Source organism: Arsukibacterium sp. (assembly GCF_041616895.1).
GTDB lineage: Bacteria > Pseudomonadota > Gammaproteobacteria > Enterobacterales > Alteromonadaceae > Alishewanella.
This window is the reverse complement of record NZ_JBFJPY010000050.1, coordinates 1-25,359: the sequence shown is the minus strand read 5'-3', so window position 1 is coordinate 25,359 and position 25,359 is coordinate 1. Positions and strand designations below refer to the sequence as shown.

Below are 25,359 nucleotides of genomic sequence, written 5' to 3'. Positions count from 1 at the left end.
GATAATAAAGCGGAATACGCAGGGTTCCAGCCCTGCCCGACACTCACGTTGTTAACAAACCGAGTCACTATGCAGGCGTGGACAAAGAATGAAGCGTTATGTTTCGACAATGATGTAAGGCAGATTATCGTTCGCGGTACTGTGGATGAAACCGCGCAAGTGGCGCAGCATTTAAGTGCAAGGGGAAAACAGCGACAGGCCAGGCAGCAGTTCTTACAGCAAGAAGCACAAAGTAGAAACGGTGGTTAAGGGTGAAGCGACTACCGAAAAATGCTATGCGCAGTCAGCACTCTCGTTCGCTAGTCTTCAGTTTCCGGTATTACGATGAGTATTAGTAATTCCAAAGCCATCGCAGCTGGTTTTGCGATGTTGTTTTTTATCATACTTTTAGTTATTGCAATTATTACGCTGTTGGTGCCCTCATGGCTTGAGCAGTTAGCGCAATTTGGTTCAGAACGGCCACTGATAGTTATCAGTTATTCGGGAAATATGATGCCAGGAGCCATACTCGGTTTATTGGTAATGCTGGCGTTTGTGATTTTTCAGCTAACTGTACGGATTCGGGGTAAAGTAGCGTTATCACTGGTAAATAAAGTAAACAGCTTTACCGGCAAAGCGATGGTTGCGTCGTTGGTTGCAACGTTTGCCGGTAGTTTTGCATTGGGTTACTGGCTGGATAACAAGGCAGAGCATGCTGGGTATCAGCCTTGTCCGATGTTTACACTTCTTTCAAACCGGGTAACCTACACCGCCTGGGTGCAAAACGAAGCCTTATGTTATGACAATGATGTGCGCCGGATTGTCAGCCGCGGCACGATAGATGAGGCTATTCAGGTAGAACAACATCTGCAGCAGCGGTTGAAACAACAAGCCGCCAAACTGCTTTTTTTAGAGCAGGAAGACGCGCTGCGCCGGGCCCGAGATGCCAAAAAAGCTGCCAATGGAAGCTAAGGTTTGAGTTAGTCGCCCTGGCATGTTACATAACGGTTATCTTAACCAATACGTACTTTTGCCATGTGGACTATTGCTGTGGCCTCGGCCAACCCCGCTAAAATTAATGCGGTAAAACAGTGCTTTCAAAACAACTTTCCCGAGCAAGCCATAAACATTGACGGCATAGCCGTGCCCTCCGGTGTGGCAGAACAGCCGATGAGCAGCGCTGAAACCTTACTTGGCGCGCAAAACCGGTTGCTGGCGCTTAAGCAGCAGGTTAGTGCAGACTACTATGTGGCGATCGAGGCCGGGCTGGATAACGACATGACCTTCGCCTGGATGCTGATAGAGCATAACGGCAAGCTTGGCAAAGCGCGCTCTGCCAGCCTGATGTTGCCGCCTAAAGCGCTGCAGCTTTTGGCAGATGGGGTAGAACTTGGCGATGCCATGGATCAGTTGTTTGGCACCACTAATATTAAACAAGCCGGCGGTGCGATTGGCTTGCTTACCCATAACCAGTTAAGCCGCGCCAGCGTGTATCAACAGGCACTAACCCTGGCGCTCATCCCGTTTCTAAACCCTCAGCGATTTTAATCTTCTGTCGTGGTCGGCTGGCTGGAAGCGGTTAAGCGGCGCTTTTCCAGATACGCATACAGCTGCTCTGTAAAAAAGCCGTGCATTAAAAAGCGCTGGCCTAAATTCCAGGGCCCGACTAAATAATGCGGGTATTTGTTATAGGCCATTTCCCGCAGACTATTGTCACCGATTAAATCTCCAATTCTAATGGCAATAGATTGATCGAGGTTAAAGCCATTAATGGCGTCACGGTATTGCTCGCGGGTTAACAGCAGGCAGAATAGACACATAAACAGGGCGTGGGCGCTTTCAAAGTCCAGCCACTGGGTACGTTTTTCGGGTAGTTGATATTCTGTCATATCAATGCTTTGCCAGTGCTGCCAGCTGATATTTTCTGGCGACAACGGCTGCGCTGGATGATGCCAGCTGCCCAGTTCGCCGAACAACCGGAACAGCTCCTGATCATGCTCAACGAAGCTGGCTTGCTGCATCTCACTAATGCTTTTCGGGTAAAGTTGTACCGGGCTGAACTCTGAATTGGGGCTATTGGCAGCCAGAAAATTTAAGACATTAGATTCAGTAGCGTAGTGGCGCAAAATCAGTAAATTGGCCTCTTTACTAACAAAATGAGTGCAAAACCAGCAGATCAGCTTTTGTAAGCTGTTATGGGCGCTGAACTGCGGTAACGGCAACCGCTTAAAAAACCAGATAATATGCAGCAAAATGGCGAAAATAAACTGTAGTAATGGCCGAACTCCCCAGCGCAGTGGGTTTTGCAGATCTTTCTGCCACAAATCCAGTGCTGCCTGCTCTATCGGCAAAGAATTATCATTGGCAATGGCTTTGAGGTAAGCGCTTGGCTCTGACTTTTTACTGGTATTCATTATCAACCTCTTCCAGTTGCAGACAATACAGCCGGGCGGTAACCCGGGCGGTGCGCACTATGGCTGCCAGCTGCGCCGGGTTCTGACACAGCCTGTCGAGCAACTGATACAGCTTTTGTAAGTGATCTTCATCATTGGTACCGTGGTAGCGCATAAACCGGGTAAAGCTGCCATCGCCGCCGGTGGCGTTATCTATTTGCGCTGCCCAGTCACTGGCCATTTTCTGGCCCAGCCCTTCGATGATCCACATGGCGCCGACTAAATCGACCGGGTTGCTCTGGCTGGCCCGATACATTAAAAAGCCGTGTAAAGCCTCGGTACCGATATTGCGCGGTGCATGCTGAATGTCCGCCAGGCTGCCGCCGGCGGCAACATAGTCTTGCTCCAGCATTTCGTAATCGCGGTGCTCTTCGCGGGCGTGACCGATAATGACTGAACGCACGTCACTGTAGTCGCGATCAAAGCTGGAGGCGCAGCGGCTGATCCAGCGCGAGCCTTCAATTACCTGCTGGCGCCAGTTCATCAGTAACTGGCAATAATCGGCTTTACTGAACTGGCCCCGATCTAAGCGCTGCAACAAAGGCACCCGGCCAAGCTGGCGTTCAAATTCAAACCAGACCCGCATTAATGCCTGTAAGCATTGCTGGCCCTGTGGGCTTAATACTGGCTCGGTCATTTACGCCTCCACCACGGTTAACTGCATATAGGCATTATTAAAACGGCCACTTTCCGGCACCATACACAAGATAGTATCCCCTACCTGATGCGGCTGGCTGCGCCGAAACTCGTCCAGCATAATAAAGATAGATGCGCAGCCGGTGTTACCCCGGCTATACAGGTTGCTGTACCACTTATGATCAGCAATACCGACCCCGGCGCGCTGCATCATATCGAAAATTTTACCGCGAAAATAATGTGACGAGTAATGGCACAATACATGGTCGACTTTGTCTGGTTGCACCCGGCCTTCGCTGATTAAACGCAAATAGCCATCGACTCCCAGCTTCACGATATTCTCTAACAGCCGTACATCCTGACGAATAAGCAAGGCACCAGCCGCTTCAGCTTCAGCATAGGTGGCATAATCCTGCCAGCTGCGGCTATCGCTGCTGTTGCTGGGATAACCTACACTCATGCACACCGGATAAGCATCGGCATGCGAGAAACTGCGCAGCCAGTCTATTCGGAAACACTTGCCACGTGGCTGGCGCTCCAACAACAGGGCGCCTGCGCCGTCAGATAACATCCAGCGTAAGAATTCAGCATTAAAGTCCAGCTCGCTGCCGGCCGCTTCATAGCGGCTGGCTTTAAATAAACGCGATGTCAGCTCACTCGCTACCACTAAAGCATTGGTTTGTTCACCAGCCAGCAAATTGGTATAGGCGGCTTTTAATGCCATCATGCTGCTGGAGCAAATACCATGGCTGCTGTGCAGCTCAATATCACTAAGGCCCAGCTCGGCCTGCAACATGGAGCCAAAGCCGGGCAGTACTACATCGCCCTGGCTGGTAGCGGCGCTAAGCATTTTGATCTGTCGTTTACCCAGAAAGCTGGTGCTTAAGCAATGCTCGGCTGCTTTTGCTGCCATACCGGCATTGCTGATGGTGGTGTTATGGTTAGCATCCATGGCGTAGTGGCGGGTGGTGATACCATTTGACTGCAGTATCCGCCGCTTTAAACGGCTGGGTTTGCCATGCACTAAACCCAGCAGGGGCTCCATCTGATCATTCGTTATTGGCGGCCCGGGTAAAAAGTGGCCGCTGCTGGTAATAAACACACTCATAGTTTTACCTGCGGATGCTTTAACGCGGTAAATAAACAGCGCAGGTTTTCTTCCAGATACGGTAGCACGCAAACCACCGCCATAAAGCTAAGGTAATACGGCAGGTAAGTATCGCCGCCATGGGCGTAGGGCATCCGCTGCAGGTAAAATTCGCCTTGCCAGTTAAAACTGATAAGTTTAATAAATACCGGGTAATTAATCACAATAATCAGCAGCAACATGTACATTGGCAACGTCGCCAGATAATTATGGGCATGCATTTCCCACACGCTGATATGGCGCTTGGGGGCAGCGTAATGTACGTCGTAATGCGCCACCGCTTCGTGTGCAAGCCAGGCGCCGATACAAATCAGCATAATCAGTACATTAACCTGAAACAGCAGGCATAACAGAATAGGCACTGCCATTTGAATGCCCATTAATGAATGAATAAGTGATTCTCTGAGGCCCGAGGTATATTCAATACGGGTAGCACGGTGACAGCACCAGTCAATAAAACCAGCAATGCCCCACAGCGGTAAAAACACATACAGCATAAGCTGAATTAATAACTGACTGGTTTGCAACACCGCACTCCTGTTGCTGGTTATCGTTCCGGGTACTATATCCTAAGGTTAATAGCGTGTAGATTCTTTTCTAAAGCGATTCTTTTCCAGAATTCTGCTGCCAGCGGGCTAAAAAATACAGCGCAGTACCCAGCAATACAAAAAATGCTGTGGCCAGCACCGATGACAAGCTTACCTGAAACGCCAGCCAGCCACAGGCGGCAAGGCCCAGTAGCGGAATGGTATAACCCAGTGGCAACACAAAGCTGTCGCCAACTGCCAATTTTGGCCGCAGCACCGGCACGGCGGCACAGGTCAGGCCATACAATAACAAGCGCGATACTACAGTGGCCGCCGCTAGCCATAAAAATGAGCCATACAACGTTAACATTAGCGCCAGTACGCCAAAAAACATAATAGAGTTAGCCGGGGTTAAAAAATGCGACTGCACAGCCCCAAACCAACGCGGCAGACTGCCATCTTCAGCCAGGGCAAAGCTGGCACGCGGCGTGGAGAATATCGCGCCAAGTAAATTAGCCGCAACAGAGGCTACCACACCCAGCATCAGCACTATGGCACCCACCGGACCAAACAGTGCGGCGGCAACGTCCAGTAATGGGCTGCTGGAGTTAGCAATATCGGCCACTGCTGCTACGCTGACCAGTTGAATGCCAATGTATAAAAGGGTAACCAGCAGTAAGCCCAGGATAAGGGCCCTTGGCATATCCCGCGCCGGATTTTTTGCCTCTCCAGCAGGCACCACCACCGATTCAAAACCAACAAAGGCATAGATTAACAGCAAGGTCGCGCCGCCAATATCGAAGGGGCTGTCAAATACTGTCAGCGGATTAAAATCAGGTAACAGTTCAGCGCCCAGCAGACTGGCGCCGATAAAAACTAACAGCAGCAGTACCGCAAATTTAATAATGGTAAGCAGTGCCAGCGAGCGTATGGCTCGTACTGAGCCTACGACATTTAATAACGTAAGGCTGACAATGATCGCGGCTAGTAACAATACCCGGTTAAAACCGGCTATTGCCGCCGGCCAGAAATAGCCAATACTGTCGACCAGTAACACGGTGTTGGCCGCAAATGAGACTAAGCGGGCAATGTAGTACAACCAACCCGCCTGAAAACCAATAAAGGGCCCGAAGGCCGCAGTGCCATAACGTACCGGGCCACCACTGCCGCGAAAGTAACTGGCCAGTTCGGCCATGCAAAGCAGTATCGGCAGAATGAGCAGTGCGCAAAACAGATAAATTAACGGGCTGTATTCGCCGGCCAGTTTAGCGGCTCCGCCGGGCAGGCCAAAAATACCAGCGCCAATCAAACCGTTTACCACCAGTAACCACAGGCCGAATAAACCCAGATGGCGGGGCAAAGTACCAGTCATTTTCACTTCAGACATAGAGAGTTATCCGTGGTTAGCAACACCCCACTATAAAGTGAAACAACGTGTTATGCACCCTATGCGCGCTGGCGCACCGACGATGGCGAAATTGAAGACTACAGTAAGCTTCCCGCCAGTGTGAGTGCAGGCTGTTACCGGCGTAACGTTCTAACGTATTTAAGGAAGATGAAAATGAAAACATTAAACCGCAAGTTATTACTGGCTGGTGCGATAACCCTGGCACTGGGCAGTAGCAATCTGCTTGCTGACGATAAAATGGCTATGAAAGATCACTCCGGTCCCATTGTTAACGCCAGGCAGGAAGCACAAATATGGACTACCTATGCGCTAAGCCCTCATCTGCGCGCTACCGATATCAGCGTTGCCGTGCTGGATGGTAAGGCGACGCTGACAGGCAGCGTAGCAGATGATGTACAAAAAGATCTGGCAGGTGCTATTGCCTCTGGTGTTGGCGGTGTTAAAGATGTAGACAACCAAATTAAGGTTGATGCTGACTATAAAAAGCCAGAGCACACAGGCAGCCGTGGCTATGGTGGTGCAGTTGACGACGCCACTATTACCGCAGCTGTTAAATCGAAATTGCTTTGGAGTAAGCACACTGAAGGTATGGAAACCAAAGTGGAAACTAAAGACGGTAAAGTGGAGCTTAGCGGCACCGTTGGTTCGCAGCAAGCAAAGCAGCAGGCAGAAAAGCTGGCGAAAAATACCAATGGTGTCCGTGCCGTGGATAACAAACTGCAAATCAGTGATAAACCTGCTAAAGGTAAAAGCGCTAATAAAGAAGATAAAGAAAAAGGCACTGTGATTGCAGATAGCTGGATCACCACCAAAGTGAAATCAACCTTTATGTATTCGAGCAATGTAGCCGGCTCCGACATTTCAGTGAATACTGACAATGGCATCGTCACGCTCTCCGGCAAGGTCGACAGTGGTGCAGAGCAGGCTTTGGCCATTGAGCTGGCACAAAATATCCGTGGTGTAAAAAGCGTTTCATCAAAACAACTTATTTTCTGAGTTGTGCTGTGCTGCGTTAATGAGCAACCCTGCTCACTAGCGCAGTGCTATCTGCTCAAACCAAATGCGAGATGTCGTCTATACTTAGTAGTTCGACAACGCCGTTCAAACCACTATTGAGTTTATAAACGGAGGTAATATGGACTTTTTTCTCAACCAGAATACGAGTAAAGATGCCGTTCGCCGTGGCTTAAAAACGGCCAGAGGCACCTGGCATAACGCAATCGATAACGTAACAGACAAAGCCGCACCCGCGTTCAGAAGGATGTCTGGCAGAGCATCTAATGTTGCTGACAAAATGGCAGATGGCGCCCATCATGCTGTTGACGTTATCTCTCATAAAGGCGAGCAGTTGCACGGTCTGCAACAGCAGCTGGTTTCTGGCACCCGCAACACAATAAGAAACCGGCCATTACTGGCGGTGGGTATTGCCGTCGCCGGTGGCGTGCTTCTAAGCTTGTGGTTAAAGCGTCGTAACCGTGAAGAAGACGCCGAGTAGCGCTGCTGTTGGTTTTGCAGGTGAAAAGTTCAGCAACAATAACGCTGAACGCTGGTGACAGCTGCCCAATGGCTGTCACCAGCGACCTGCTGTTGCTAAGGTGCGCCCAGCGCTAAAGCCTGTCGACATACTCTTTTTCACCATTTTCCTGAACAAACTCTTCAAGTAAATTACGATTTTCATCCTTCCTCATTTAATAACAGTCATGACATCATTAGCCACACTTTCTGTTAAGCATGGCAGCAAAAAGTTGCCGGGTTAAGCGCGCCAGCGTACAGATAAGTTTGCCGGACAGGATGATAATAGCCCACGGTGCACCATTGATGCAGCCGACCAGCAGGAGCTTCAGATGAATACCTCTATTCTTATCCAATCGTTAATTATGCCCAACTTTATAGCCAGGCCCCCAAGCAGGCTATCTAAGGGCGCTATCGTAATGGCCAGTATTGTTGTTTTACTGGCTGGCTGCGCTGCGGCACCGCTGCCACCGGCTGTTGCATTACAGAACGCTGAGCGGGCGATCAGCGTTGCTGAGCAGGCCCAGGTTACCCGCTACACCAGCACTGAACTGAATATTGCCCGCACAGAGCTTGCCGCTGCACACAGAGCGATTGTAGAGGAAGAGATGTTATTGGCAGAACGGCTGGCGGTTCAGGCTCAGCTTAGCGCCGAGCTGGCAATGGTTAGTGCAGAATTGCTGAAAGCCCGGGCAGTTAACAAAGATATGCAACAAAGTATCAATGCTTTGCAGCAGGAAGCGCAGCGCAATCTGTCAGGAGTAAAACCATGAACAGTTTAAAAAGTTATTCCAAAACTTTACTCAGCGTAGCGCTGGCAACTGTGTTTACTGTCGGCTGCGCCTCTGCGCCACAAAGCCCGGTAGGTTCAAAAGAACTGCGGGAGCAACTTAATCAGTTGCAGGCTGATCAGCAACTGGCTGTGCTGGCCCCATTGGCAATTAAAGATGCTGAGCAGGCTGTCAGGCTGGCCGAACAACCGGATAACGATAGCGGGCTTACCCTGCACCGTTTGGTAGTGGCTGAGCGTAAAGTGGTGATCGCCCGCAGCCTGGCGCAAACCCGCCAGTTAGAGTTGCAACGCGCTGATTTAAGCCAGCAGCGTGATGATGTGCGGTTAAATGCCCGTACGCGTGAAGCTGCCAGCGCCCGGGCGGATGCTAATGCCGCCCGGGAAGAGGCCATTGGCGCCCGCAGTGAGGCGGAGCAGGCCAGAGCGCAAAGTATGCTGGCGGCCGGGCGGGAAGATCAGGCGTTAACAGCAGCTGCCCGGGCCCGGGATGATGCCCGGGTTGCCCGCGAACAGGCCGGACAGTCAGCAGCAATGGCTGCAGAGTTAAGAGCTCAGATTGCTGAACTGAACGCCCGGCCAACCGATCGCGGTCTGGTCGTTACTCTGGGCGATGTATTGTTCAACACCGGTCAGGCCAACCTGAAAGTATCCGGCAGCCATCATTTAGCAAAGCTGGCCGGCTTTTTAAGTGAGCACCCTGAGCGGACCGCCCTGATTGAAGGCCATACGGATAACGTTGGTTCTGTGGCGTCAAATGAGTTGTTGTCGCAGCGCCGCGCTGAAGCAGTGAAAGCTTTTCTGGTGGCGCAGAGTATTGCCGGCAGCAGGCTGACCACCGTTGGTAAAGGCCTCGATATGCCGCTTGCCGCCAATAGTACGGCAGAGGGGCGGGCACAAAACAGACGGGTAGAGGTGATTATTTCGAACCCGGCACAATAATTTTTCCGGATGCAAATTGTGTCGGCGCACCAATCAGGCGGGAGAGTACAGACAAACTAATGCTCAAACCATGGCAATGAAGGCTATGTCAGCCTTTACCATTTACTAACGGAGTGAATATGGAACAGTCAACCAATCAGAGTCTTAGCAAAAGTGCGTTTGATCGTGGAGTCGATACCGCGTCTGACAGCTTGCATCAGGCGATTGATAGTGCTTCAGGTGCCGCGGGGCCCGCGATTAAACAGATGACGAATAGTGCGCACGATACCGTGAATAGCATGGCAGGCGGAGCGCATTATGCCGCCGCTGCTATCTCGCATAAAGGTGAACAGTTGCACAATCTGCAACAACAACTGACGAAAAATACCCGAAGCCAAGTGCGTAGTCACCCGTTGATGGCAATAGGTATTGCGCTAGCCGGTGGTGTGTTACTAAGCTGGTGGTTTAGCCGCAGCAGCCGGCGGGATGAAAGCTAAGTGTTCAGGTATTAACGTTGCAAGACACCCGCTTCGGCGGGTTTTTTTGATCTACAGTTGATGAGTTTCAGGTTACAGCTGGCAAAGCAAAGCTGTTTAGCTAAGGTGTGCCCTGTACTAAAGCCTGTCGACGTGCTTTCATGTCGGCACTTTGCGGTACGGGTTCTCCAAGCAAATTACGATAATCATCCTGCCCCAGCTGATAACAGTCGCATGACATCGTTAGCAGCATCTCGCGGTTAAGAATGGTGATAACACCACGGCGATAACTAATTGCTTGTTGTTGCTGCATGTTGCCGGCTGCGATGGTGATACCGCTGCGACGAACACCCAGCATATCGGCCAGAAATTTGTGGGTCAGATAGAAGCTGCTGCTATGGGCTCTGTCATGGCTCATTAGCAACCAGCGCGCCAGCCTTGGCCCCACCTGATGAAAATGGGCGCAGGCGGCACTTTGCGCCAGCTGGGTAAGTTGGACAAATAAGTATTGTTGTAATATATGTTGTAAATGTGGGCAGTGCAGTAAGAATTGCCTCAGATCGGCCATCGTAATTCGCCAGGCGGTACCTTTGCCCTGCACCATCGCCTGCATAGGTGTGAAATTAACCCCCAGCGCCATTGTGGCACCTAGCATACCTTCGTTACCTATTAACCCCAGTTCAAGAGGTTTATGACCTTTCAGGTTGGTTAATAATGAAATAAAGCCACTTAGCGGAAAATACACAAACCGGTAGTGCTGACGCGCTTCACTCAGGATATCAGCAAACTGCAGCTCAACCACTTCACAATATTGCAGCAAGTTTCGCCGGTCGGTATCGCTAAGCATATTCAGCAAATGGTTCGTAATCAGTGGCACTTCTGCATTAGACATTAAGAGAATCCCGGCACGGAGATTTACCAATATGGTGCAAAGCAGGTGCGGTGCTGCCTTGAACTGTCAGCATACGGGCAGCTATAACAGAAGTCTGTGCGTTGTGACACTGATGCCCTAAGTAATACAAATAGTTAACAGATAATGCGTTTTGAATTTGGCGGATTAAAAACCGCAGAGATACATAATTGTGCAAGTGATTGGTTGTGTTAATTAAACCAGTGTGTGTGCCAGCGTACATACTGCGTTTCAATAGCACGGTACAGTACAGTTATTTAGACCGTTAACAGGACACTATTATGTCAGACGAATCTGAGCATGCTGAGAATAGCAACCTTGCAGACATGATATTTCAACTTAATTACCATGCGCAGAGCGCTGAGCTGGTGCATCTTCGCTGTGAATTTATCCTGCAGCGGACGCTCTGGGAGAAAAAGCAGCACAAATTGCGGCTTACCAATCAACAGTTATCGTTGGCGTTGCAGCAGGCCAATGTTAATAGTCAGGTGGATCCGTTAACCCAAACGCTAAACCGCTGTGCGATGCAAGAGCGGATAGGCTATGCTCTGAGCGTGGCAAAACGGCAAAAAAGTCAGATTGCGTTGTTATTTATCGATTTAAATAACTTTAAGCCGGTTAATGATCAATATGGCCATGAGGCGGGTGATAGGGTGCTGCAACAGGTGGGTGAGCGGCTAAAAGCAGCAGTGCGTGATAGTGATGCAGTCAGCCGGCATGGCGGTGACGAGTTTTTATTGCTGCTGACAGATCTAAAAAACTATGCGGATATCAGCGCCTTCATCGACAAATTACAGTGCCTGCTGGCGGAGCCTTACCAGCTGACTAACATTCACGTCTGGCTATCAGCCAGCATTGGCATTTCAGTATTTCCGCGGGATGCCACTACCACTACCGGACTGATTGGCTTCGCTGATGCCGCTATGTATCGTGCCAAACCGCAAAGCAAAATTCGTCACGGTTAACACCTTATCTGTGCAACATTATTTGTTGCCCGTCACTTTATTACGGGGTAACAGCCGATCTGTTTCTTTTTTCACCACGGCGTAACATTCGCAGCTTAGCTGCTCCAGTTTAACGCGGTTACTAACATGAATTCTGCCACGGCTGTAATCAATTACCCCCATTTTTTGTAAGTGGCCTGCTGCCTCTGTAACGCCTTCCCGGCGAACCCCCAACATATTAGCAATCAGCTCCTGGGTCATTAACAGATGACTATCTTTCAACCTGTCCAGCGACAGCAATAACCAGCGGCACAACTGCTGTTCTATACTATGATGCCGGTTGCATACAGCCGTTTGCGCCATTTGCGTGATGAGCGCCTGTGAATATCTCAGCATAAGCATAAGCAATTCGCCGTGGCGGTTAAATTCGTCTTTCATTCGCTGGCCCGATAAACGGTAAGCGTAGCCGGCACTTTGCACTATAGCTCTGCTGGTGGTGCTTTCTCCGCCCATAAACAGCGCCACCCCTACCAGCCCCTCAAAACCCACCACGGAAATTTCAGCCGACGAGCCGTTTTCCATCACGTACAGTAGCGACACGATGCAATCGGTAGGGAAATACACATAGCGCAGCACATCACCGGATTCGTACAACACTTTACCTAATGGCATCTCAACCAGTTCCAGATGAGGCAATAGTCGTTGCAACACTTCCTCAGACAGCTCACTCAGTAAATGATTTTCTGTCGGTTTATGTTGTCGTTCAATACTAGGCTTACTTGAAGCAGATTCAGACATGGCATTTCCTTATTTGTCTGGGTTGGGGATTGGCACAGTATAGTTGAATAAGTTGTTAACTCTGTGCGCAACCGAACATATAGCGGAGTTAAACTGGAAAGTAGTGCCATCTGTGTGCCAGCGCACATACAGATGAAGAATGACAGGATATAGTGATGCTCTTTGGACAATTAACAGGGATATGTGATGTTAGAAACGATTATTGTACTGCTGCTTATTTTATGGGCGCTTGGTCTGGTGTCGTCATACACTATGGGTGGTTTTATCCACATTCTGCTGGTTGTCGCAGTGGTAGTGGTAGCTATCCGATTAATCAGGGGCCGCAGGATTTAAACATCGCAACCAGGAGCTGGATATGCAACATAAAGCGGGTGCTATCAGCACTATTTATTGTGAAATACCGGCAACTGATAATATTCGGGTCATACCCAGGCGCAGTTACAGTGAACTAGAGCATGCCTTGAAATGTGCAGAGCAACATGCTGAGCGCACTTTGGTTGAGCTGCTTGCTTTGCAGCAACAGCAGCAACTGGCCGGATACAAGGATACTGCGGATAAATCAGATATGCAGCGTCAGCTGCAATTTATGATAAAGCAAAGCCAGCGTCAGGATAAAAGCTTTGCTTTACTGGTCGTAGAGCTCGATCATTATCAGCAAATACTGACGCAATATGGAGTAGAGACTGCCCGGCAGGTTGTCGAGTTAGGCCTGGAGCGTATAACCAGTGTTATTCGTGATTGTGATAGCATCAGTCATCAGGGTGAAGGCCGGTTTTTACTGCTGGTTACCGATGTAACGCGCATTTACGATGTCGTGTTGGTTTCTGAAAAGCTGATGCAGAAACTGGCATTACTCAATGGTATATGTCCGCAGCCACTGGGTATAGAAGTGAGCATTGGTATCAGCCGTTTTCCGCAAGACGGTAGCAAGGCGGTATTGCTGGTTGAAAAAGCCGCCGCAGCGATGCGTCATGCACAGCGCCGCGGCGGTAATCAGTTTTCGTTATTACCTTAGTAAAATTATAAATACTGCTTTAAAAAGGCCAGATAGGCTTTTTGTGCTTTAATTCTGTTACTCTTTTTCAAAAAGCCGTGGCCTTCATCATCAAATAACACATATTCTACCGGCACATTATTGGCGCGAATGGCCGCAACCATTTCATCGCTTTCCACCTGCAGTACCCGCGGGTCGTTGGCGCCTTGTACCACCAGCACCGGCTTTTGCACCTTGTCACCATGAAATACCGGTGAAATAAGACGCAGCCGTTCACCGTCTACTGCCGGATCGCCCAGCTCAGCATACAATGATTCGCGAAAGGACTCCCACCACGGTGGAATGCTCTCCAGCGTGCGTACCCAGTTAGTTACCCCGAAGATATTTATGCCGGCTTTAAATTCGTCAGTAAACGCCATGGCGGCCATGGTCAGGTAGCCACCGTAACTGCCACCGATAACGCCAATACGATCACCGGCGACCCAATCGAGCTGTTGCAGGTATTTTTTGCCGTATACAATATCCTGTAAGTCATCTTCGCCATGGCGCAAATCATCCAGGTGATAAAAGGTTTTACCGTAACCCGACGAGCCACGGTTATTCACTGATAAAATGGCGTAACCATGGTTAACTAAATGCTGGATCATCGGGCTGTAGCCGGTACGCGACTGGCCACCCGGGCCACCGTGGATCCAAATCAGCGCCGGGACCTTCGCATTCGAATTGGCCTGGTGCGGTTTATACAGCAGTGCTGGTATGGTTAAATCGTCAAAGCTGTTAAAGCGGACCACTTCACTTTGCACCAGATGTTGCTCGTTGATGCTACTGTCCAGCGCCTGGGTTAAGCGCTGGGCTTCTGGACTGCCCACTTGCCAGACATATAAATTTGACGGGCTGTTGTCCGCATTTAAATAAAAGCTCATATATTTACTGTCATCAGAAAACGACACGCTACGTAAGTCACCGGCCGGTAGCGTGGGTAATTTCAGTGCTTTACCGTCATTAAGGTTGGTAATATTAATAACCGTCGAGGCATCGGCGTTAACCCCCTGTACCCGGTACTGTTTGTCTTCACTGAAATAAATAAAACTGATATCCCAGTCGGCCTGGCTATATGTCGACGTAGTACCGGTTTGCAGGTTGTAACTGTAAGCAGCAACAAACTCACCGCTACCATTAGCACCAAACAGCAGTGCATTGTTGTCAGGGGTAAAACCATAAACCTGATGCGAAACATTACCCTGGTGTTCAGTAATCAATACCGGGTTAGGGCTATCACTGCTCAGGTCAACCAGAAATAAATTATTGTCGGCGTTAGTACGCTCTTTGCTCAGAGCCAGATAACGACCATCCTTACTAATGTCGTTGATACTGTAACCATCGTCATTCTGATAGATCAGCTTGCGGCCGTAGTCTTGACTGTTGTAGTGATACAGGTCGAAAAAACGCGGGTCGCGCTCATTGCTGGTGATAAAAAAACTACCATCATCGTGCCAGCCGGCAAAAGACGCTTTAAGTTTGTCACCTGGGGTCAGATCCCGCACCGTGCCATCTACCTCGCGCAGATAAACATGGTTTAATTCGTTACCGCCCTGATCAGCGGTATACAACAGCCGGTCATCATTCGGAAACCAGCTGATCGGAAATGCCGGATCAGTGGTTGATTGCGTTAAGGGTTGCCAGTTTTTGCCATCGAGACTTACCCGGTACAGGTTAAATACTCCCGTTTCATCCGAGGCTACCAGCATGGCGCTGTTATCGTGATTAATATCATTACCAAAATACGTTTTGGTCGCAAAAAATTGTTCAGCGCTGTACTGCGGGATACTGGCTGAACTGCTTTGCTCAGCAGGTGGCGCGGGTTCAGGATTTTTTCCACATCCTGATAACAACACACCGGTGACCAGTGCTGCCAGCACAAAAGAATAGCGAGTTAACATACAGGTTCCTTATTTTGATAGTAAGCCATCACGACTGCCTTCCCTGTGATGGCGGTTGGGTATAACTATATATTAATTATCAATTGCTTAATCTAAAAACTTTTTTACATACCAGCAGCTGGCATGAATGGTTAAATCCTGGGCTCTGGCCCAGGCCAGGCCGTGGCGCACCAATTTTTCGGCCAGACCCTGACCTCGCAGCTCTGGTGGCACAAAGGTATTGGTAAAATTGATGGTGTTACCTGCCAATTGATAATCCAGTTGCGCCTGCTCACCGTCGCCCGCCAGCACAAATCGCTGATGCCACGCCTGATGAATAATCTCGTCACTTGCCATGCCTACTCTTCCTCCAGCCAGGGGGTTTGCGGTAACAAATTTAGGTGACTAACATAGCGCGCCAGATTAAAACTTTGCTGATGCTCTATCACATCCACCATCTCGGGCGCCAATGCACAGGCTATCAGGCCAATGGCATCATCGTAGCTGCTGCCGGTCATCCGAAGCCGCATTAGTGTCGCTTTTACTTCAGCGGGGTAGTTGTCAGCCAGTTGGTTTTCAACCACTTCAAACAGCATGGCCTGATCGACTTGTTCTTCCTGCATGGTGCACCCTTGTTGTTGTTGATCAGCGCCGTCAAACTGTTGCTGCATCCTGTATTTGCTTAGGCTAAGCTAGCCAGAAATAAATAACAATAAGCAGTGTAGACTATGCAAGCGCAGCAACAAGGTTGGCAAGGCCGGCTGCAGGCTCTGGGGCCCGGTATTTTAATGGCAACGGCCGCGATTGGCGGTTCCCATCTGGTGGCGTCTACTCAGGCCGGCGCGCTATTTGGCTGGCAACTTATCTGGCTGATACTATTAGTAAATATTCTGAAGTATCCGTTTTTCCGATTTGGTGTGCAATACACTCTGGAACACAACGAAAGCTTATTGCAGGGCTATCAGCGCAAAGGCAGAGCCTATTTTTATAGTTTTATCGGTTTAAATATTATTGCTGCAGTGGTCAATACCGCAGGGGTGCTGTTGCTTACGGCCAGCCTGCTGCATTATGCACTGCCCTGGCCAGTGAGTGTACCGCTGCTGTGCACGCTTATTCTGACATTGTGCTTGGCGATTTTATTGCTGGGCCATTACCGGGCGTTAGATAAGGTAGCCAAGCTGATTATGCTGCTGCTTACCATCACAACCGTCGCCGCAGCCATCATTGCTGCCAGCAACGGTGCCAGCGCACCCGCGGATTTTGTTGGCCCCTCACCCTGGCAACTGGCGATGCTGGGCTTTCTGGTGGCATTAATGGGCTGGATGCCTGCGCCAATTGAAATCTCTGCTATCAGCTCCTTGTGGCTGAAGGCGAAGTTGCGCCAGCAATCGATTAGCCGGGCGCAAGGCCTGTTTGATTTTAACCTGGGTTATTGGCTAACGGCGGCGCTAGCACTGGTATTTGTCAGTTTAGGCGCGCTGGTGCAATATGGCTCAGAGCAGGATATTGCCCTGGCTGGTGCCGCCTTTGCCCAGCAATTAATTGGCATGTACGCCAGTACGATGGGCGATTGGGCCCGGCCATTGGTGGCGCTAATTGCATTTTTGTGTATGTTTGGCACCACCATTACCGTATTAGATGGCTATGCCCGCACCTTAAATGAGTCGTTTACTTTGCTGGGCTGGCAGCAGCCTGCTAACCACCACAGCCTGAATATCTGGTTGCTGCTGCAAGCGGCCAGTGGCATGGCGCTCATTTTGTTTTTCAGTGCCGCACTGGGGCCGTTATTAACCTTTGCCATGACGCTGGCATTTTTAACCACCCCGGTATTTGCCTGGCTAAATTACAATCTTATGGCAAGCAGCACGGTTGCAGGCATAAGTTGGCCGTTAAAATGGTTAAGTAGGTTGGGTTTGGTTTATCTCAGCGGTTTTGCAATACTCTATTTATTCTGGTTTGCCGGCCTGTTTTAAGCTAATGGGATAAAAGATGGGTCCAAATTATATTTTTCTAATACGGCAAGCCAGGCCGGGTCATTTTTCATCTGGGAAATGATGCTATTTAGCTCGGCACCGAGATGCGGGGCGTTGCTGCTATACATCAGGCGCCGGATAATATGTTCATGAGGCTTTTCAGCAACATAATAAAGCGCCGGGTTCTCGCCGCCATGTCTTATTTTATAATGCAATGTTGATTGGCTGATAACGGTAAAGTCGCCGCGGCCAAGCCGCAACATATCCAGCACGTTTTCTTCATGCAGGGTATCAAACCGAATTAAACTACTGTTTTTTTCAGCCTGCTCCAGCCCGATATAGCGATATCCCTGCACGCCGATAAAGGTTTTACCAGACACATTGTTCAGGTCGTTTTTAATAAAGGGATTGGTTGCTAACGACACAAAAATATCGTTTTCCTGCAGTATGCCCTGGGTAAACTGCACCTTATCGCCGAGTTGTTTAAACCATACCGGCTGCACCCCAATAACGACGTGACCAAAAGACTGTTGCAGCATCGCATCAATGCGACGTCGTGGCATAAACTCGGTTCTGAACGAAAACTGCTTACTATAGCGATTAAGATAGTTAGCCAAATCGAAATACAAACCTTGCTGTTGATTGGCATCAACAATATAGGGCGCTTTAAAGTGATAGGTAAGTAGCAACACTTCCTGCTTTGGCTTAGCCAGCAGGGGTAAACTGCAAAGCAGACAAAACATTAAAACAACGTACAGACAGCGATAAGTTGGCATAGTCTCAATGTTGATAAAGGCTGATAGCGTTAGCTTAGCCCAGTAATACCACTGAAACCAGTTAAACGTTGTTCAGCTAGATCACTGCAATTGCTTATGGGGCTGCAACAAACATCAGACTACGCTTTCTCAGCGAAGTCTGAGTCTGTCCCGACATTACATTTACGTTATTTAATGTAGTTAACTATAGTGCCAGAGTTTTTTCACCGCGGGCAATACCCGACACACCGCTGCGTACCACTTCCAAAATAGCTGTGCCACTTAACGCCTGAATAAAGGCATCCAGTTTGTCGCTGGTGCCGACTAACTGCACGGTATAAGTGCTGGCAGTGACATCGATGATCTGGCCACGGAAAATATCAGCGCAGCGTTTTACTTCATCGCGCGCCGCGCCACTGGCTTTTACTTTGATTAGCATAAGCTCGCGCTCAAGATGCGCCGACTCATTTAAATCAGTAAGCTTTACCACTTCAATCAGCTTGTGTAACTGCTTGGTAATTTGCTCAATGACCTGATCGTTACCATGGGTTACCAAGGTCAGGCGCGATAGGGTAGCATCTTCAGTGGGCGCGACAGTAAGCGAGTCAATGTTGTAGCCGCGCTGGGCAAATAAGCCGACTAAGCGGGCTAAGGCGCCAGATTCGTTTTCCAGCAGCACAGAAATAATATGTCGCATGTTAAGTCCTCTCTGTTTTGCTTAAAAACATTTCATTCATGGCGCCACCGGGAATTTGCATCGGATACACGTGCTCTTTCGGGTCAATATGAATGTCGAGGAATACCAGCTGATCTTTCAGGGCAAAGGCCCGTTCCAGCGCTGGAATAAGCTGCTCAGGTTCGGTTACCCGGATGCCAACATGGCCATAGGCTTCCGCCAGTTTGACAAAGTCGGGTAGCGAATCCATATACGAGCTGGCATAACGTGATTCATAGTTCATATCCTGCCATTGCTTCACCATACCTAAATAGCCATTATTCAGGTTGATGATTTTTACCCCCAGACCATATTGTTTGCAGGTCGACAACTCCTGAATGTTCATCTGAATTGAGCCCTCGCCGGTAACACATACCACATCAGCATCGGGATAATTCAGTTTAACCCCCATCGCCGCCGGCAAGCCAAAGCCCATGGTGCCGAGGCCGCCGGAGTTAATCCAGCGGTTGGGTTTATTAAAACCATAATATTGCGCGGCATACATCTGGTGCTGCCCTACATCGCTGCAAACAAAAGCATTGCCTTTGGTAATTTTGCTAACTTGTTCAATTACATATTGTGGTTTCAGTAAGGGGGTATCGCTGTCGTAACGGCCACCGTGCACGGTGCGCCAGTCATCAACTTGCTGCCACCATTTTTTCAATGCAGCACTATCCAGTTTCTTCTTCTTTTGCTGTAATAATTCCAGCATTTCAGTTAGTACCGGCTTTACCAGGCCTACGATTGGAATATGCGCATTGATGGTTTTACTGATACTGGCCGGGTCGATATCAATATGAATAATAGTGGCATCGGGGCAGAATTTTTTCGTGTTGTTGGTTACCCGGTCATCAAACCTGGCACCGACTGCCAGAATGAGATCGGCGTGATGCATGGTCTGATTCGCTTCATAGCTGCCATGCATGCCCAGCATACCAATAAATTGCTTATCGCTGGCCGGGTAACAGCCCAGACCCATCAACGTATTAGTTACCGGCAAGTTAAGCAGCTGTGCCAGTTCGGTAAGCTCATTAGAGGCGCCGCCCATAATGACCCCACCACCGGCATACAGTATCGGCTTTTTAGCGGCTAGCAGTGCAGTAACCGCTTTTTTAATCTGGCCACTGTGGCCTTTTAATTTGGGCTGATACGAGCGCAGTTTCACTTCGCTCGGGTAGTGATAAGGAAACGTCTGGCTTGGGATGGTCATATCTTTCGGGATATCAATCACCACTGGGCCAGGCCGGCCACTTTGCGCAATATAAAAGGCTTTTTTGATAATGGCCGGAATATCCTCAGGCCGGCGCACCGACATATTGTGCTTACAAATAGGCCGGGAAATGCCCAGCATATCGGTTTCCTGAAAGGCATCGTCACCAATTAAGTGGCTCATTACCTGGCCGGTTAACACCACCATCGGTATCGAATCCATATAGGCGGTAGCAATACCCGTCACCGCATTGGTGGCACCCGGGCCCGAGGTCACTAAGACCGCGCCGGCTTTACCGCTGGCCCTGGCATACGCATCTGCCATATGGGTGGCAGCCTGCTCGTGGCGTACCAATACATGTTTAACTTTGGTTTGTTGAAATAAGGCATCGTAGATATGCAGCACAGCGCCACCCGGATAGCCATAAAGGTACTCTACCCCTTCATCGGCCAGCGCCCGGATAACCATGGCGGCACCCGATAACATCTCGGTTTGTTTAGATTGGCTTGTCATGGTGTTGTCTCATAGTTTTTTAGCAAAAAGCGTAAAGCCAACGCCGAAAACTCAGCATTAGCTTAATAATCTGCAGTACGCGCATGGGTACTGCCTGTTTGCTACGGGGACGGGTTGTTAACTATGGCGTTCTTGTTGTCGCTTCTTAAGAAGTCATATTATCTGAACGCTCTTATAATCTACGGGATGTTAATGCCAATGTCGATGGTTTTTTCGAATTTGCGCCATAGCGCTCAGTGCTTGTAAAATAGCGCATCCGGCCACATAGTTAGGCTAATATGGCGAAATACAGGACCTGTAAGTTATGCAAAGCCCCATTGTAGAAGTCACGCTCCAAAATGCCCGTGAAGTGCTGGAGCAATCAAACACGCAACTGGTACTGTTTCAGTTTCACTCAGCACGCAGTGAGGGTTGTCAGCAATTAACCCCCATTTTAAAGAAAATCGTCCAACAGTACCCCAAGCAATTATTGCTGGCCCGGGTAGATTGTGATCAGCAGCAGGACTTAGCCATGCAGTTCGGGGTACAGTCATTGCCCACCGTGATGCTGATTAAAGATGGCCGGCCGGTAGATGGCTTTGCCGGCGTTGAGACCGAACAAGCAATTCTGGCCCGCTTACAGCCTTATTTACCTAAGCCGGAAGATGAACTGATCGCTCAGGCTCAGCAATTTCTGGCCGAGCAAAATCCGGCGGAGGCCTATTCATTATTCAAACAAGCGCTGGACTTAGCGCCACAGCGGGCGGAATTGAAAGTATGGCTGGCTGATACCGCGGTGAGCCTGGGCCAGCTGCCACAGGCACAAACCTTGCTATCTGAGGTGAAACTTGCTGATCAGGACAGCGTTTACAAAGCCGTGGTGGCGAAACTGGAACTGGCAATGGAAGCGGCCGACACCCCGGAAATTCGCGCGCTGGAGCAGCAGCTGGCAGCTAACCCTGATGAAAACAGCATTAAGGAGCAGTTGGCAGTGCAGTATCAGGCAGCGCAGCGCAGTGAAGAAGCCCTGGCGCTGTTGCTGGGGATTTTGCAGCAGGACCTGAACTACGGTGACAGTAAAAAACTGTTTCTGGATATTCTGGCCGCCCTGCCAAAAGGTGATACTGTTGCCAGCCATTACCGGCGCAAATTATACAGTTTGCTGTACTAGTGACAAATTCCACTACGTTGCAACAGGCTTTTGCCGCTTGCAGCGCGGTGCTGCAGCAAAACCGGCAGTACTGGCAGCTGGTGCCTTTCGCCTGCCAGCAATTACCCTGGGATAACCCGGCGTTAGCAGCAAAACTGTTGGCCCTGCCAGAGCACGATTTAGCCAGCATTGACCAGAGCCCAGCTTTACAGCAACAGCATTTTGGCGAGCTGTTTAGCGGCCTGTTTCAGCTGGAATATCATTTAGACGCCGCTGTTAGCATGTTAGCCGCGGGCGAATTAAAACCCGTGCCCTTTTGGCTGGCAAATGGTATCGGCGGGCGCAAAATGGCCCAAATTACTGCTTTTTCAGGTCAGATACCGGCCAGCAATTTGCCACTGCTTGAATGGTGCGCTGGCAAGGGCCATTTGGGCCGCCTGCTTGCCTGGCAGTTTCAGCGGCCGGTAACCAGTATTGAATGGCAACAGCAGCTTTGTGCCGATGGCAGCGCGCTGGCCAGTCAGTTTGATATCCCACAACGTTTTGTCCATGCCGATGTACTTACGCCACAAGGCAGCGCAGTATTAGCGCCACAGCAACAGGTGGTGGCACTGCATGCCTGTGGCCAGTTACATATTGAGCTGCTGCGCCAGGCTACCCGCAAAGGTTGCCAACAAGTGCATCTGGTGCCCTGTTGTTATCATTTAATTGCGGAACAGTATTATCAGCCGTTGTCGGCGTTGGCCCAGCAGGATGATTTAACGCTTAACCAGCATGATTTAAAGCTTGCCGTGCAGGGGCAGGTTACCGCCGGCGCCCGCATTGCTAAGCTGCGTCATACTGAAGTGCAATGGCGGCTGGCTTATCAGGCACTGCGCGCCGCGCTGACCGGTGATAATCGCTACCGGCCGTTATCGTCGGTTGGCAAGCATTGGTTCAGCGCTGACTTCGCCGATTTTGCCCGTTGGGCAGCAGATCAACATCAGCTTACCCTGCCAGCAGCGCCTGACTGGCAACGCTATTTAGCGATAGGGGCTGAGCATGCTGCGCTGGTAACTCGGATTGAGTTGGTCCGGCACCTGTTTCGCCGACCGCTGGAGCTTTGGCTGGTGCTGGATCGCGCGTTATACTTGCAGCAGCATGGGTATCAGGTGCAGATGCAGGCGTTTTGCGACTATCAGGTTACCCCGCGCAATCTGCTACTGCAGGCTATACGTCAGAACTGATTCCAGCTGCGCTCTGGCATAAGGTCCAGTAGTTAGGGTGACAGCAACACGCTGCTGGTACTACTTTGTTTTTCCTGCTGATAAAACGCCTGTATTTTCCTATCTTTCGCCAGCCAACGCTGATTTAACCAGAGCTGGAAGCGCTCCTTAAAGGCAGTATCATTAAAATAGTCACCAATCACCTGCTCATCTATTGCAAGCACGTCAGCCTGAATAACGATCCGTTTTAGCCTACCCATTAACATGTCCAGTGCTACATGCTGCTGATTATCCGGGTAAATTAACGTAAGATCTAAAATCGCATTAAACTGCTCACCCATGCTTGCCAGGGTAAAGGCAATACCACCGGCTTTAGGGGGCAATAAGTATTGAAACGGGCTGTTTTTAGCCAGACGCTTTTGCTCGGTACAACGGCTACCTTCGACAAAATTAATAATAGTTGTTGGCACGGTTAAAAACTTGGCACAGGATTTACGGGTCGTTTCAATATCTTTGCCTTTGAGATGTGGCCGCTTTGCCAGCGTGGCCGCACTATAGCGTTTCATATAGGGCATATCCAGTGCCCAGCAGCCAGTTCCTAAAAAAGGTATCCATTTTAACTGATCTTTTAAAAAGAACTTGGGCTCGGGAATAAGCTTATGGGCAAAACCGCTAACAACCGGAATATCCAGCCAGCTTTTATGGTTGCTGATCAGCAAATACCAACTTTCCCGATCCAGTGCCTGCTGGCCGCTTATTTGCCAGTCAACATCATTGAATAAGTTAATAATGCCGGTGTTTACCACGGTCCAGCCACGAAAGCAGCCTCGGCCAGCCATCGCCAGCAACCGGTGGATGGTTTTAAATGGCAACAACAGTTTCAGGATGCCCATTGGGGTAACCACGATACCCCAAAACGCCAGGTTTAGCGCAAAACAGCTGAAACTGAACGGTAGTAATAACCAACCCGGTAAAAAACTTAACATCAGCTAACTCCTTTTTCTGCCAATGCGGCCAACTCCCGATCTTTTTGCTGCCATAGCTGGTTAACCCATTGCTGGAAGTGCTCGCGGTAGACCGGGTCGTTATAGTCGCCAATCAACTCACTGCTAATCGGTAGCACATTAATGTTGACTGTTATATCACGAACTTTACCCGAAATATAATCCCAGAAGCTGGGGATCCCTTGCGGGTAATAAATAGTCACATTGAGCATTTTGTGCAGCTGATTACCCATGGCGCCGAGTACAAACGCCACGCCACCCGCTTTTGGTTTTAACAAGTGGCTAAAGGGAGATTGTTGCAGGCCGTGTTTTGCCTGGGTAAAGCGGGTGCCTTCGACGAAATTCATAATAGTCGTGGGTTTAAACTGAAACTTAAGACAGGCTTTGCGGGTGGTTTCAATATCTTTGCCTTGCAAATGAGGATTTTTCTGCAGAAAGTTTTTGCTATATCGTTTCATAAACGGAAAATCGAGCGCCCACCAGCAAATGCCCAGCAGCGGCACATAAATCAGCTCTTTTTTCAGAAAGAATTTTATAAACGGAATTTTGCGGTTAAAAATATTCTGTAGCACCAGAATATCAGCCCATGACTGATGGTTTGCCAGCAGCAGATACCAGTCTTTGCGGGATAACTGCTCGAGCCCCTGCACATTCCAGCGAATGCGGGTAAATAAACGGGTGGTAAAGTTGTTAACACTGATCCATGCCACTGCACAGGCATCCAGCAAATAAGTCATCCAGCTTTGCCAGCGGGTAATAGGTGGCAATTTCAGTATGGCCAGCAGTGTTACCGGTACAAACCAGAATAAAGTATTAAAGAAATAGAGTAATACTGATATCACGCCGACAACGGGCTTTGGCAGAAAAGAAAACATAGCGCACCTGATTATTTATACCCGTCCTACCTGCATCGTAAAGTTGTTTGGGTAATGTGCTGCCGATGTGGGCAGCAGTAAATAAGCCTAAGACAAACAGAGCAGCTCTGGGCTGCTCTGTACTTGTCCGATCAGTGGCTATTCTAACTTAATCTTCGAAATAGGTATAACCATAAACACCGGATTTCAATTCATCCAGTAAGGCCTCTTTCTGCTCGCCACTCATGTCCAGCTTAGCCAATTGATTGCTATAGGAGGTCAGTAGTTTAGTGGCGTCAAACTGCACATAACGCAGCACGTCTGCAACCGTGTCGCCTTTAATAATGTTGGTCAGTTTGTAACCGCCATCTTCCGTCAGTTCAACATGTACCGAGTCGGTGTCACCAAACAGGTTATGCAAGTCACCGAGAATTTCCTGATAGGCGCCTACCATAAACATGCCCAGTAAATATTGTTCATCTTCTTTATATACCGGCAGCGGCAGGCTGGACTCGATGCCATTGCCATCGGCATAGCTTTTTAACTGGCCATCAGAGTCGCAGGTAATATCCTGAATAATCGCCCGG

The 25,359-nt window shown here is 49.5% G+C and carries 29 protein-coding genes and 1 pseudogene; 14 read left to right on the top strand and 16 right to left on the bottom strand.

The window, feature by feature from the left end:
- From ABY802_RS10075 to yjjX, 3 genes are all read left to right on the top strand, one after another.
- Positions 1 to 249 (top strand): hypothetical protein (locus ABY802_RS10075; protein WP_372626903.1); only part of this gene is annotated, 249 nt, incomplete at its 5' end.
- Positions 250 to 324: 75 nt separating this feature from the next.
- On the top strand, positions 325 to 951 hold the full coding sequence (locus ABY802_RS10070; RefSeq protein WP_372626902.1) for a hypothetical protein: 627 nt from the start codon (positions 325 to 327) through the stop codon (positions 949 to 951).
- 63 nt (positions 952 to 1,014) lie between these two features.
- The gene (gene yjjX, locus ABY802_RS10065) at positions 1,015 to 1,527 is read left to right on the top strand and encodes an inosine/xanthosine triphosphatase (RefSeq protein ID WP_372626901.1); all 513 of its coding nucleotides are present in this window, start codon (positions 1,015 to 1,017) and stop codon (positions 1,525 to 1,527) included.
- Here the strand turns inward: yjjX and ABY802_RS10060 are convergent.
- The 5 genes from ABY802_RS10060 to ABY802_RS10040 all read right to left on the bottom strand — a co-directional run bounded on the left by ABY802_RS10060 (position 1,524) and on the right by ABY802_RS10040 (position 6,129).
- Positions 1,524 to 2,393, bottom strand: coding sequence for a hypothetical protein (locus ABY802_RS10060; protein WP_372626900.1), 870 nt, complete (start codon positions 2,391 to 2,393; stop codon positions 1,524 to 1,526). The two genes, yjjX and ABY802_RS10060, sit on opposite strands and share 4 nt — an antisense overlap.
- Positions 2,380 to 3,069: an iron-containing redox enzyme family protein gene (locus ABY802_RS10055; protein ID WP_372626899.1), complete on the bottom strand. Its 690-nt coding sequence runs from the start codon at positions 3,067 to 3,069 to the stop codon at positions 2,380 to 2,382. Before ABY802_RS10055 ends, ABY802_RS10060 begins: the two co-directional genes overlap by 14 nt.
- A complete protein-coding gene (locus tag ABY802_RS10050; RefSeq protein ID WP_372626898.1) occupies positions 3,070 to 4,176 on the bottom strand; it encodes a beta-ketoacyl-ACP synthase III in 1,107 nt (368 codons plus the stop codon).
- A complete protein-coding gene (locus ABY802_RS10045) occupies positions 4,173 to 4,745 on the bottom strand; it encodes a diguanylate cyclase (RefSeq protein ID WP_372626897.1) in 573 nt (190 codons plus the stop codon). The genes ABY802_RS10050 and ABY802_RS10045 overlap by 4 nt, the downstream gene beginning before the upstream one ends.
- A gap of 67 nt (positions 4,746 to 4,812) precedes the next feature.
- Entirely contained in the window at positions 4,813 to 6,129 is a 1,317-nt protein-coding gene (locus tag ABY802_RS10040) for an APC family permease (protein ID WP_372626896.1), read from the bottom strand.
- A 174-nt stretch (positions 6,130 to 6,303) separates the two neighbouring features.
- Here ABY802_RS10040 and ABY802_RS10035 point away from each other — a divergent pair, with 174 nt between their 5' ends.
- The 5 genes from ABY802_RS10035 (at position 6,304) to ABY802_RS10015 (ending at position 9,870) form a co-directional block, all read left to right on the top strand.
- Positions 6,304 to 7,146 (top strand): BON domain-containing protein, encoded by an 843-nt coding sequence (locus tag ABY802_RS10035; RefSeq protein WP_372626895.1) that lies wholly within the window; start codon positions 6,304 to 6,306, stop codon positions 7,144 to 7,146.
- 139 nt (positions 7,147 to 7,285) lie between these two features.
- The gene (locus ABY802_RS10030; protein WP_372626894.1) at positions 7,286 to 7,645 is read left to right on the top strand and encodes a hypothetical protein; all 360 of its coding nucleotides are present in this window, start codon (positions 7,286 to 7,288) and stop codon (positions 7,643 to 7,645) included.
- Positions 7,646 to 7,994: 349 nt separating this feature from the next.
- Entirely contained in the window at positions 7,995 to 8,435 is a 441-nt protein-coding gene (locus ABY802_RS10025; protein WP_372626893.1) for a DUF4398 domain-containing protein, read from the top strand.
- Positions 8,432 to 9,394 carry an OmpA family protein gene (locus ABY802_RS10020; protein ID WP_372626892.1) on the top strand — a complete coding sequence of 321 codons (963 nt, stop codon included), beginning with the start codon at positions 8,432 to 8,434 and terminating at the stop codon, positions 9,392 to 9,394. The genes ABY802_RS10025 and ABY802_RS10020 overlap by 4 nt, the downstream gene beginning before the upstream one ends.
- Before the next feature lie 119 nt (positions 9,395 to 9,513).
- A complete protein-coding gene (locus ABY802_RS10015; protein ID WP_372626891.1) occupies positions 9,514 to 9,870 on the top strand; it encodes a hypothetical protein in 357 nt (118 codons plus the stop codon).
- 100 nt (positions 9,871 to 9,970) lie between these two features.
- Here ABY802_RS10015 and ABY802_RS10010 read toward each other — a convergent pair whose 3' ends face one another.
- On the bottom strand, positions 9,971 to 10,741 hold the full coding sequence (locus ABY802_RS10010) for a Crp/Fnr family transcriptional regulator (protein ID WP_372626890.1): 771 nt from the start codon (positions 10,739 to 10,741) through the stop codon (positions 9,971 to 9,973).
- A gap of 299 nt (positions 10,742 to 11,040) precedes the next feature.
- Here ABY802_RS10010 and ABY802_RS10005 point away from each other — a divergent pair, with 299 nt between their 5' ends.
- A complete protein-coding gene (locus ABY802_RS10005) occupies positions 11,041 to 11,724 on the top strand; it encodes a diguanylate cyclase domain-containing protein (protein WP_372626889.1) in 684 nt (227 codons plus the stop codon).
- A gap of 18 nt (positions 11,725 to 11,742) precedes the next feature.
- Here the strand turns inward: ABY802_RS10005 and ABY802_RS10000 are convergent, their stop codons facing one another.
- Positions 11,743 to 12,501 (bottom strand): Crp/Fnr family transcriptional regulator, encoded by a 759-nt coding sequence (locus tag ABY802_RS10000; RefSeq protein ID WP_372626888.1) that lies wholly within the window; start codon positions 12,499 to 12,501, stop codon positions 11,743 to 11,745.
- Between the two features lie 186 nt (positions 12,502 to 12,687).
- On the opposite strand from ABY802_RS10000, the gene ABY802_RS09995 reads away from it, so the two are divergent.
- Positions 12,688 to 12,834 carry a lmo0937 family membrane protein gene (locus ABY802_RS09995; RefSeq protein WP_318971153.1) on the top strand — a complete coding sequence of 49 codons (147 nt, stop codon included), beginning with the start codon at positions 12,688 to 12,690 and terminating at the stop codon, positions 12,832 to 12,834.
- A gap of 22 nt (positions 12,835 to 12,856) precedes the next feature.
- Positions 12,857 to 13,516: a GGDEF domain-containing protein gene (locus tag ABY802_RS09990; protein ID WP_372626887.1), complete on the top strand. Its 660-nt coding sequence runs from the start codon at positions 12,857 to 12,859 to the stop codon at positions 13,514 to 13,516.
- Positions 13,517 to 13,521: 5 nt separating this feature from the next.
- Here ABY802_RS09990 and ABY802_RS09985 read toward each other — a convergent pair whose 3' ends face one another.
- From ABY802_RS09985 to ABY802_RS09975, 3 genes are all read right to left on the bottom strand, one after another.
- A complete protein-coding gene (locus ABY802_RS09985) occupies positions 13,522 to 15,435 on the bottom strand; it encodes a prolyl oligopeptidase family serine peptidase (RefSeq protein WP_372626886.1) in 1,914 nt (637 codons plus the stop codon).
- Positions 15,436 to 15,522: 87 nt separating this feature from the next.
- Complete coding sequence (locus ABY802_RS09980; RefSeq protein WP_372626885.1) at positions 15,523 to 15,771, bottom strand: GNAT family N-acetyltransferase; 249 nt, start codon at positions 15,769 to 15,771, stop codon at positions 15,523 to 15,525.
- 2 nt (positions 15,772 to 15,773) lie between these two features.
- Positions 15,774 to 16,085: a hypothetical protein gene (locus tag ABY802_RS09975; RefSeq protein ID WP_372626884.1), complete on the bottom strand. Its 312-nt coding sequence runs from the start codon at positions 16,083 to 16,085 to the stop codon at positions 15,774 to 15,776.
- A 57-nt stretch (positions 16,086 to 16,142) separates the two neighbouring features.
- Between ABY802_RS09975 and ABY802_RS09970 the strand changes: the two genes are divergently transcribed.
- Positions 16,143 to 17,387, top strand: coding sequence for an NRAMP family divalent metal transporter (locus ABY802_RS09970; RefSeq protein ID WP_372626883.1), 1,245 nt, complete (start codon positions 16,143 to 16,145; stop codon positions 17,385 to 17,387).
- Here the strand turns inward: ABY802_RS09970 and ABY802_RS09965 are convergent.
- The 3 genes from ABY802_RS09965 to ABY802_RS09955 all read right to left on the bottom strand — a co-directional run bounded on the left by ABY802_RS09965 (position 17,384) and on the right by ABY802_RS09955 (position 20,580).
- Entirely contained in the window at positions 17,384 to 18,163 is a 780-nt protein-coding gene (locus ABY802_RS09965) for a substrate-binding periplasmic protein (RefSeq protein WP_372626882.1), read from the bottom strand. The genes ABY802_RS09970 and ABY802_RS09965 overlap by 4 nt on opposite strands.
- Before the next feature lie 184 nt (positions 18,164 to 18,347).
- Positions 18,348 to 18,839: an acetolactate synthase small subunit gene (ilvN, locus tag ABY802_RS09960; RefSeq protein ID WP_372626881.1), complete on the bottom strand. Its 492-nt coding sequence runs from the start codon at positions 18,837 to 18,839 to the stop codon at positions 18,348 to 18,350.
- 1 nt (position 18,840) lies between these two features.
- Positions 18,841 to 20,580: an acetolactate synthase 3 large subunit gene (locus tag ABY802_RS09955; protein WP_372626880.1), complete on the bottom strand. Its 1,740-nt coding sequence runs from the start codon at positions 20,578 to 20,580 to the stop codon at positions 18,841 to 18,843.
- Positions 20,581 to 20,884: 304 nt separating this feature from the next.
- Here ABY802_RS09955 and ABY802_RS09950 point away from each other — a divergent pair, with 304 nt between their 5' ends.
- Positions 20,885 to 21,730 carry a tetratricopeptide repeat protein gene (locus ABY802_RS09950; protein ID WP_372626879.1) on the top strand — a complete coding sequence of 282 codons (846 nt, stop codon included), beginning with the start codon at positions 20,885 to 20,887 and terminating at the stop codon, positions 21,728 to 21,730.
- Positions 21,730 to 22,935 carry a methyltransferase gene (locus tag ABY802_RS09945; protein WP_372626878.1) on the top strand — a complete coding sequence of 402 codons (1,206 nt, stop codon included), beginning with the start codon at positions 21,730 to 21,732 and terminating at the stop codon, positions 22,933 to 22,935. Before ABY802_RS09950 ends, ABY802_RS09945 begins: the two co-directional genes overlap by 1 nt.
- A gap of 32 nt (positions 22,936 to 22,967) precedes the next feature.
- On the opposite strand, the gene ABY802_RS09940 is transcribed toward ABY802_RS09945, so the two are convergent.
- The 3 genes and pseudogenes from ABY802_RS09940 to ABY802_RS09930 form a co-directional block, all read right to left on the bottom strand.
- Positions 22,968 to 23,900, bottom strand: coding sequence for an acyltransferase (locus tag ABY802_RS09940; RefSeq protein ID WP_372626877.1), 933 nt, complete (start codon positions 23,898 to 23,900; stop codon positions 22,968 to 22,970).
- A complete protein-coding gene (locus ABY802_RS09935) occupies positions 23,900 to 24,793 on the bottom strand; it encodes an acyltransferase (RefSeq protein ID WP_372626876.1) in 894 nt (297 codons plus the stop codon). Before ABY802_RS09935 ends, ABY802_RS09940 begins: the two co-directional genes overlap by 1 nt.
- 148 nt (positions 24,794 to 24,941) lie before the next feature.
- Positions 24,942 to 25,359 (bottom strand): annotated as a pseudogene (locus tag ABY802_RS09930) (arginine decarboxylase); the annotation flags it as partial.

Excerpts from the sequence above, each read along its gene's own strand:
- ABY802_RS09935 (WP_372626876.1), bottom strand. The coding sequence starts at position 24,793 with ATGTTTTCTTTTCTGCCAAAGCCCGTTGTCGGCGTGATATCAGTATTA.
- ABY802_RS10005 (WP_372626889.1), top strand. The coding sequence starts at position 11,041 with ATGTCAGACGAATCTGAGCATGCTGAGAATAGCAACCTTGCAGACATG.
- ABY802_RS10055 (WP_372626899.1), bottom strand. The coding sequence starts at position 3,069 with ATGACCGAGCCAGTATTAAGCCCACAGGGCCAGCAATGCTTACAGGCA.
- ABY802_RS10025 (WP_372626893.1), top strand. The coding sequence starts at position 7,995 with ATGAATACCTCTATTCTTATCCAATCGTTAATTATGCCCAACTTTATA.
- ABY802_RS10070 (WP_372626902.1), top strand. The coding sequence starts at position 325 with ATGAGTATTAGTAATTCCAAAGCCATCGCAGCTGGTTTTGCGATGTTG.
- ABY802_RS10035 (WP_372626895.1), top strand. The coding sequence starts at position 6,304 with ATGAAAACATTAAACCGCAAGTTATTACTGGCTGGTGCGATAACCCTG.
- ABY802_RS10050 (WP_372626898.1), bottom strand. The coding sequence starts at position 4,176 with ATGAGTGTGTTTATTACCAGCAGCGGCCACTTTTTACCCGGGCCGCCA.
- ABY802_RS09940 (WP_372626877.1), bottom strand. The coding sequence starts at position 23,900 with ATGTTAAGTTTTTTACCGGGTTGGTTATTACTACCGTTCAGTTTCAGC.
- ABY802_RS09980 (WP_372626885.1), bottom strand. The coding sequence starts at position 15,771 with ATGGCAAGTGACGAGATTATTCATCAGGCGTGGCATCAGCGATTTGTG.
- yjjX (WP_372626901.1), top strand. The coding sequence starts at position 1,015 with ATGTGGACTATTGCTGTGGCCTCGGCCAACCCCGCTAAAATTAATGCG.
- ABY802_RS10040 (WP_372626896.1), bottom strand. The coding sequence starts at position 6,129 with ATGTCTGAAGTGAAAATGACTGGTACTTTGCCCCGCCATCTGGGTTTA.
- ABY802_RS09955 (WP_372626880.1), bottom strand. The coding sequence starts at position 20,580 with ATGACAAGCCAATCTAAACAAACCGAGATGTTATCGGGTGCCGCCATG.
- ABY802_RS09950 (WP_372626879.1), top strand. The coding sequence starts at position 20,885 with ATGCAAAGCCCCATTGTAGAAGTCACGCTCCAAAATGCCCGTGAAGTG.
- ABY802_RS09990 (WP_372626887.1), top strand. The coding sequence starts at position 12,857 with ATGCAACATAAAGCGGGTGCTATCAGCACTATTTATTGTGAAATACCG.
- ABY802_RS10030 (WP_372626894.1), top strand. The coding sequence starts at position 7,286 with ATGGACTTTTTTCTCAACCAGAATACGAGTAAAGATGCCGTTCGCCGT.
- ilvN (WP_372626881.1), bottom strand. The coding sequence starts at position 18,839 with ATGCGACATATTATTTCTGTGCTGCTGGAAAACGAATCTGGCGCCTTA.
- ABY802_RS09965 (WP_372626882.1), bottom strand. The coding sequence starts at position 18,163 with ATGCCAACTTATCGCTGTCTGTACGTTGTTTTAATGTTTTGTCTGCTT.
- ABY802_RS10060 (WP_372626900.1), bottom strand. The coding sequence starts at position 2,393 with ATGAATACCAGTAAAAAGTCAGAGCCAAGCGCTTACCTCAAAGCCATT.
- ABY802_RS09985 (WP_372626886.1), bottom strand. The coding sequence starts at position 15,435 with ATGTTAACTCGCTATTCTTTTGTGCTGGCAGCACTGGTCACCGGTGTG.
- ABY802_RS10020 (WP_372626892.1), top strand. The coding sequence starts at position 8,432 with ATGAACAGTTTAAAAAGTTATTCCAAAACTTTACTCAGCGTAGCGCTG.
- ABY802_RS10015 (WP_372626891.1), top strand. The coding sequence starts at position 9,514 with ATGGAACAGTCAACCAATCAGAGTCTTAGCAAAAGTGCGTTTGATCGT.
- ABY802_RS09975 (WP_372626884.1), bottom strand. The coding sequence starts at position 16,085 with ATGCAGCAACAGTTTGACGGCGCTGATCAACAACAACAAGGGTGCACC.
- ABY802_RS10010 (WP_372626890.1), bottom strand. The coding sequence starts at position 10,741 with ATGTCTAATGCAGAAGTGCCACTGATTACGAACCATTTGCTGAATATG.
- ABY802_RS10000 (WP_372626888.1), bottom strand. The coding sequence starts at position 12,501 with ATGTCTGAATCTGCTTCAAGTAAGCCTAGTATTGAACGACAACATAAA.
- ABY802_RS09970 (WP_372626883.1), top strand. The coding sequence starts at position 16,143 with ATGCAAGCGCAGCAACAAGGTTGGCAAGGCCGGCTGCAGGCTCTGGGG.
- ABY802_RS09995 (WP_318971153.1), top strand. The coding sequence starts at position 12,688 with ATGTTAGAAACGATTATTGTACTGCTGCTTATTTTATGGGCGCTTGGT.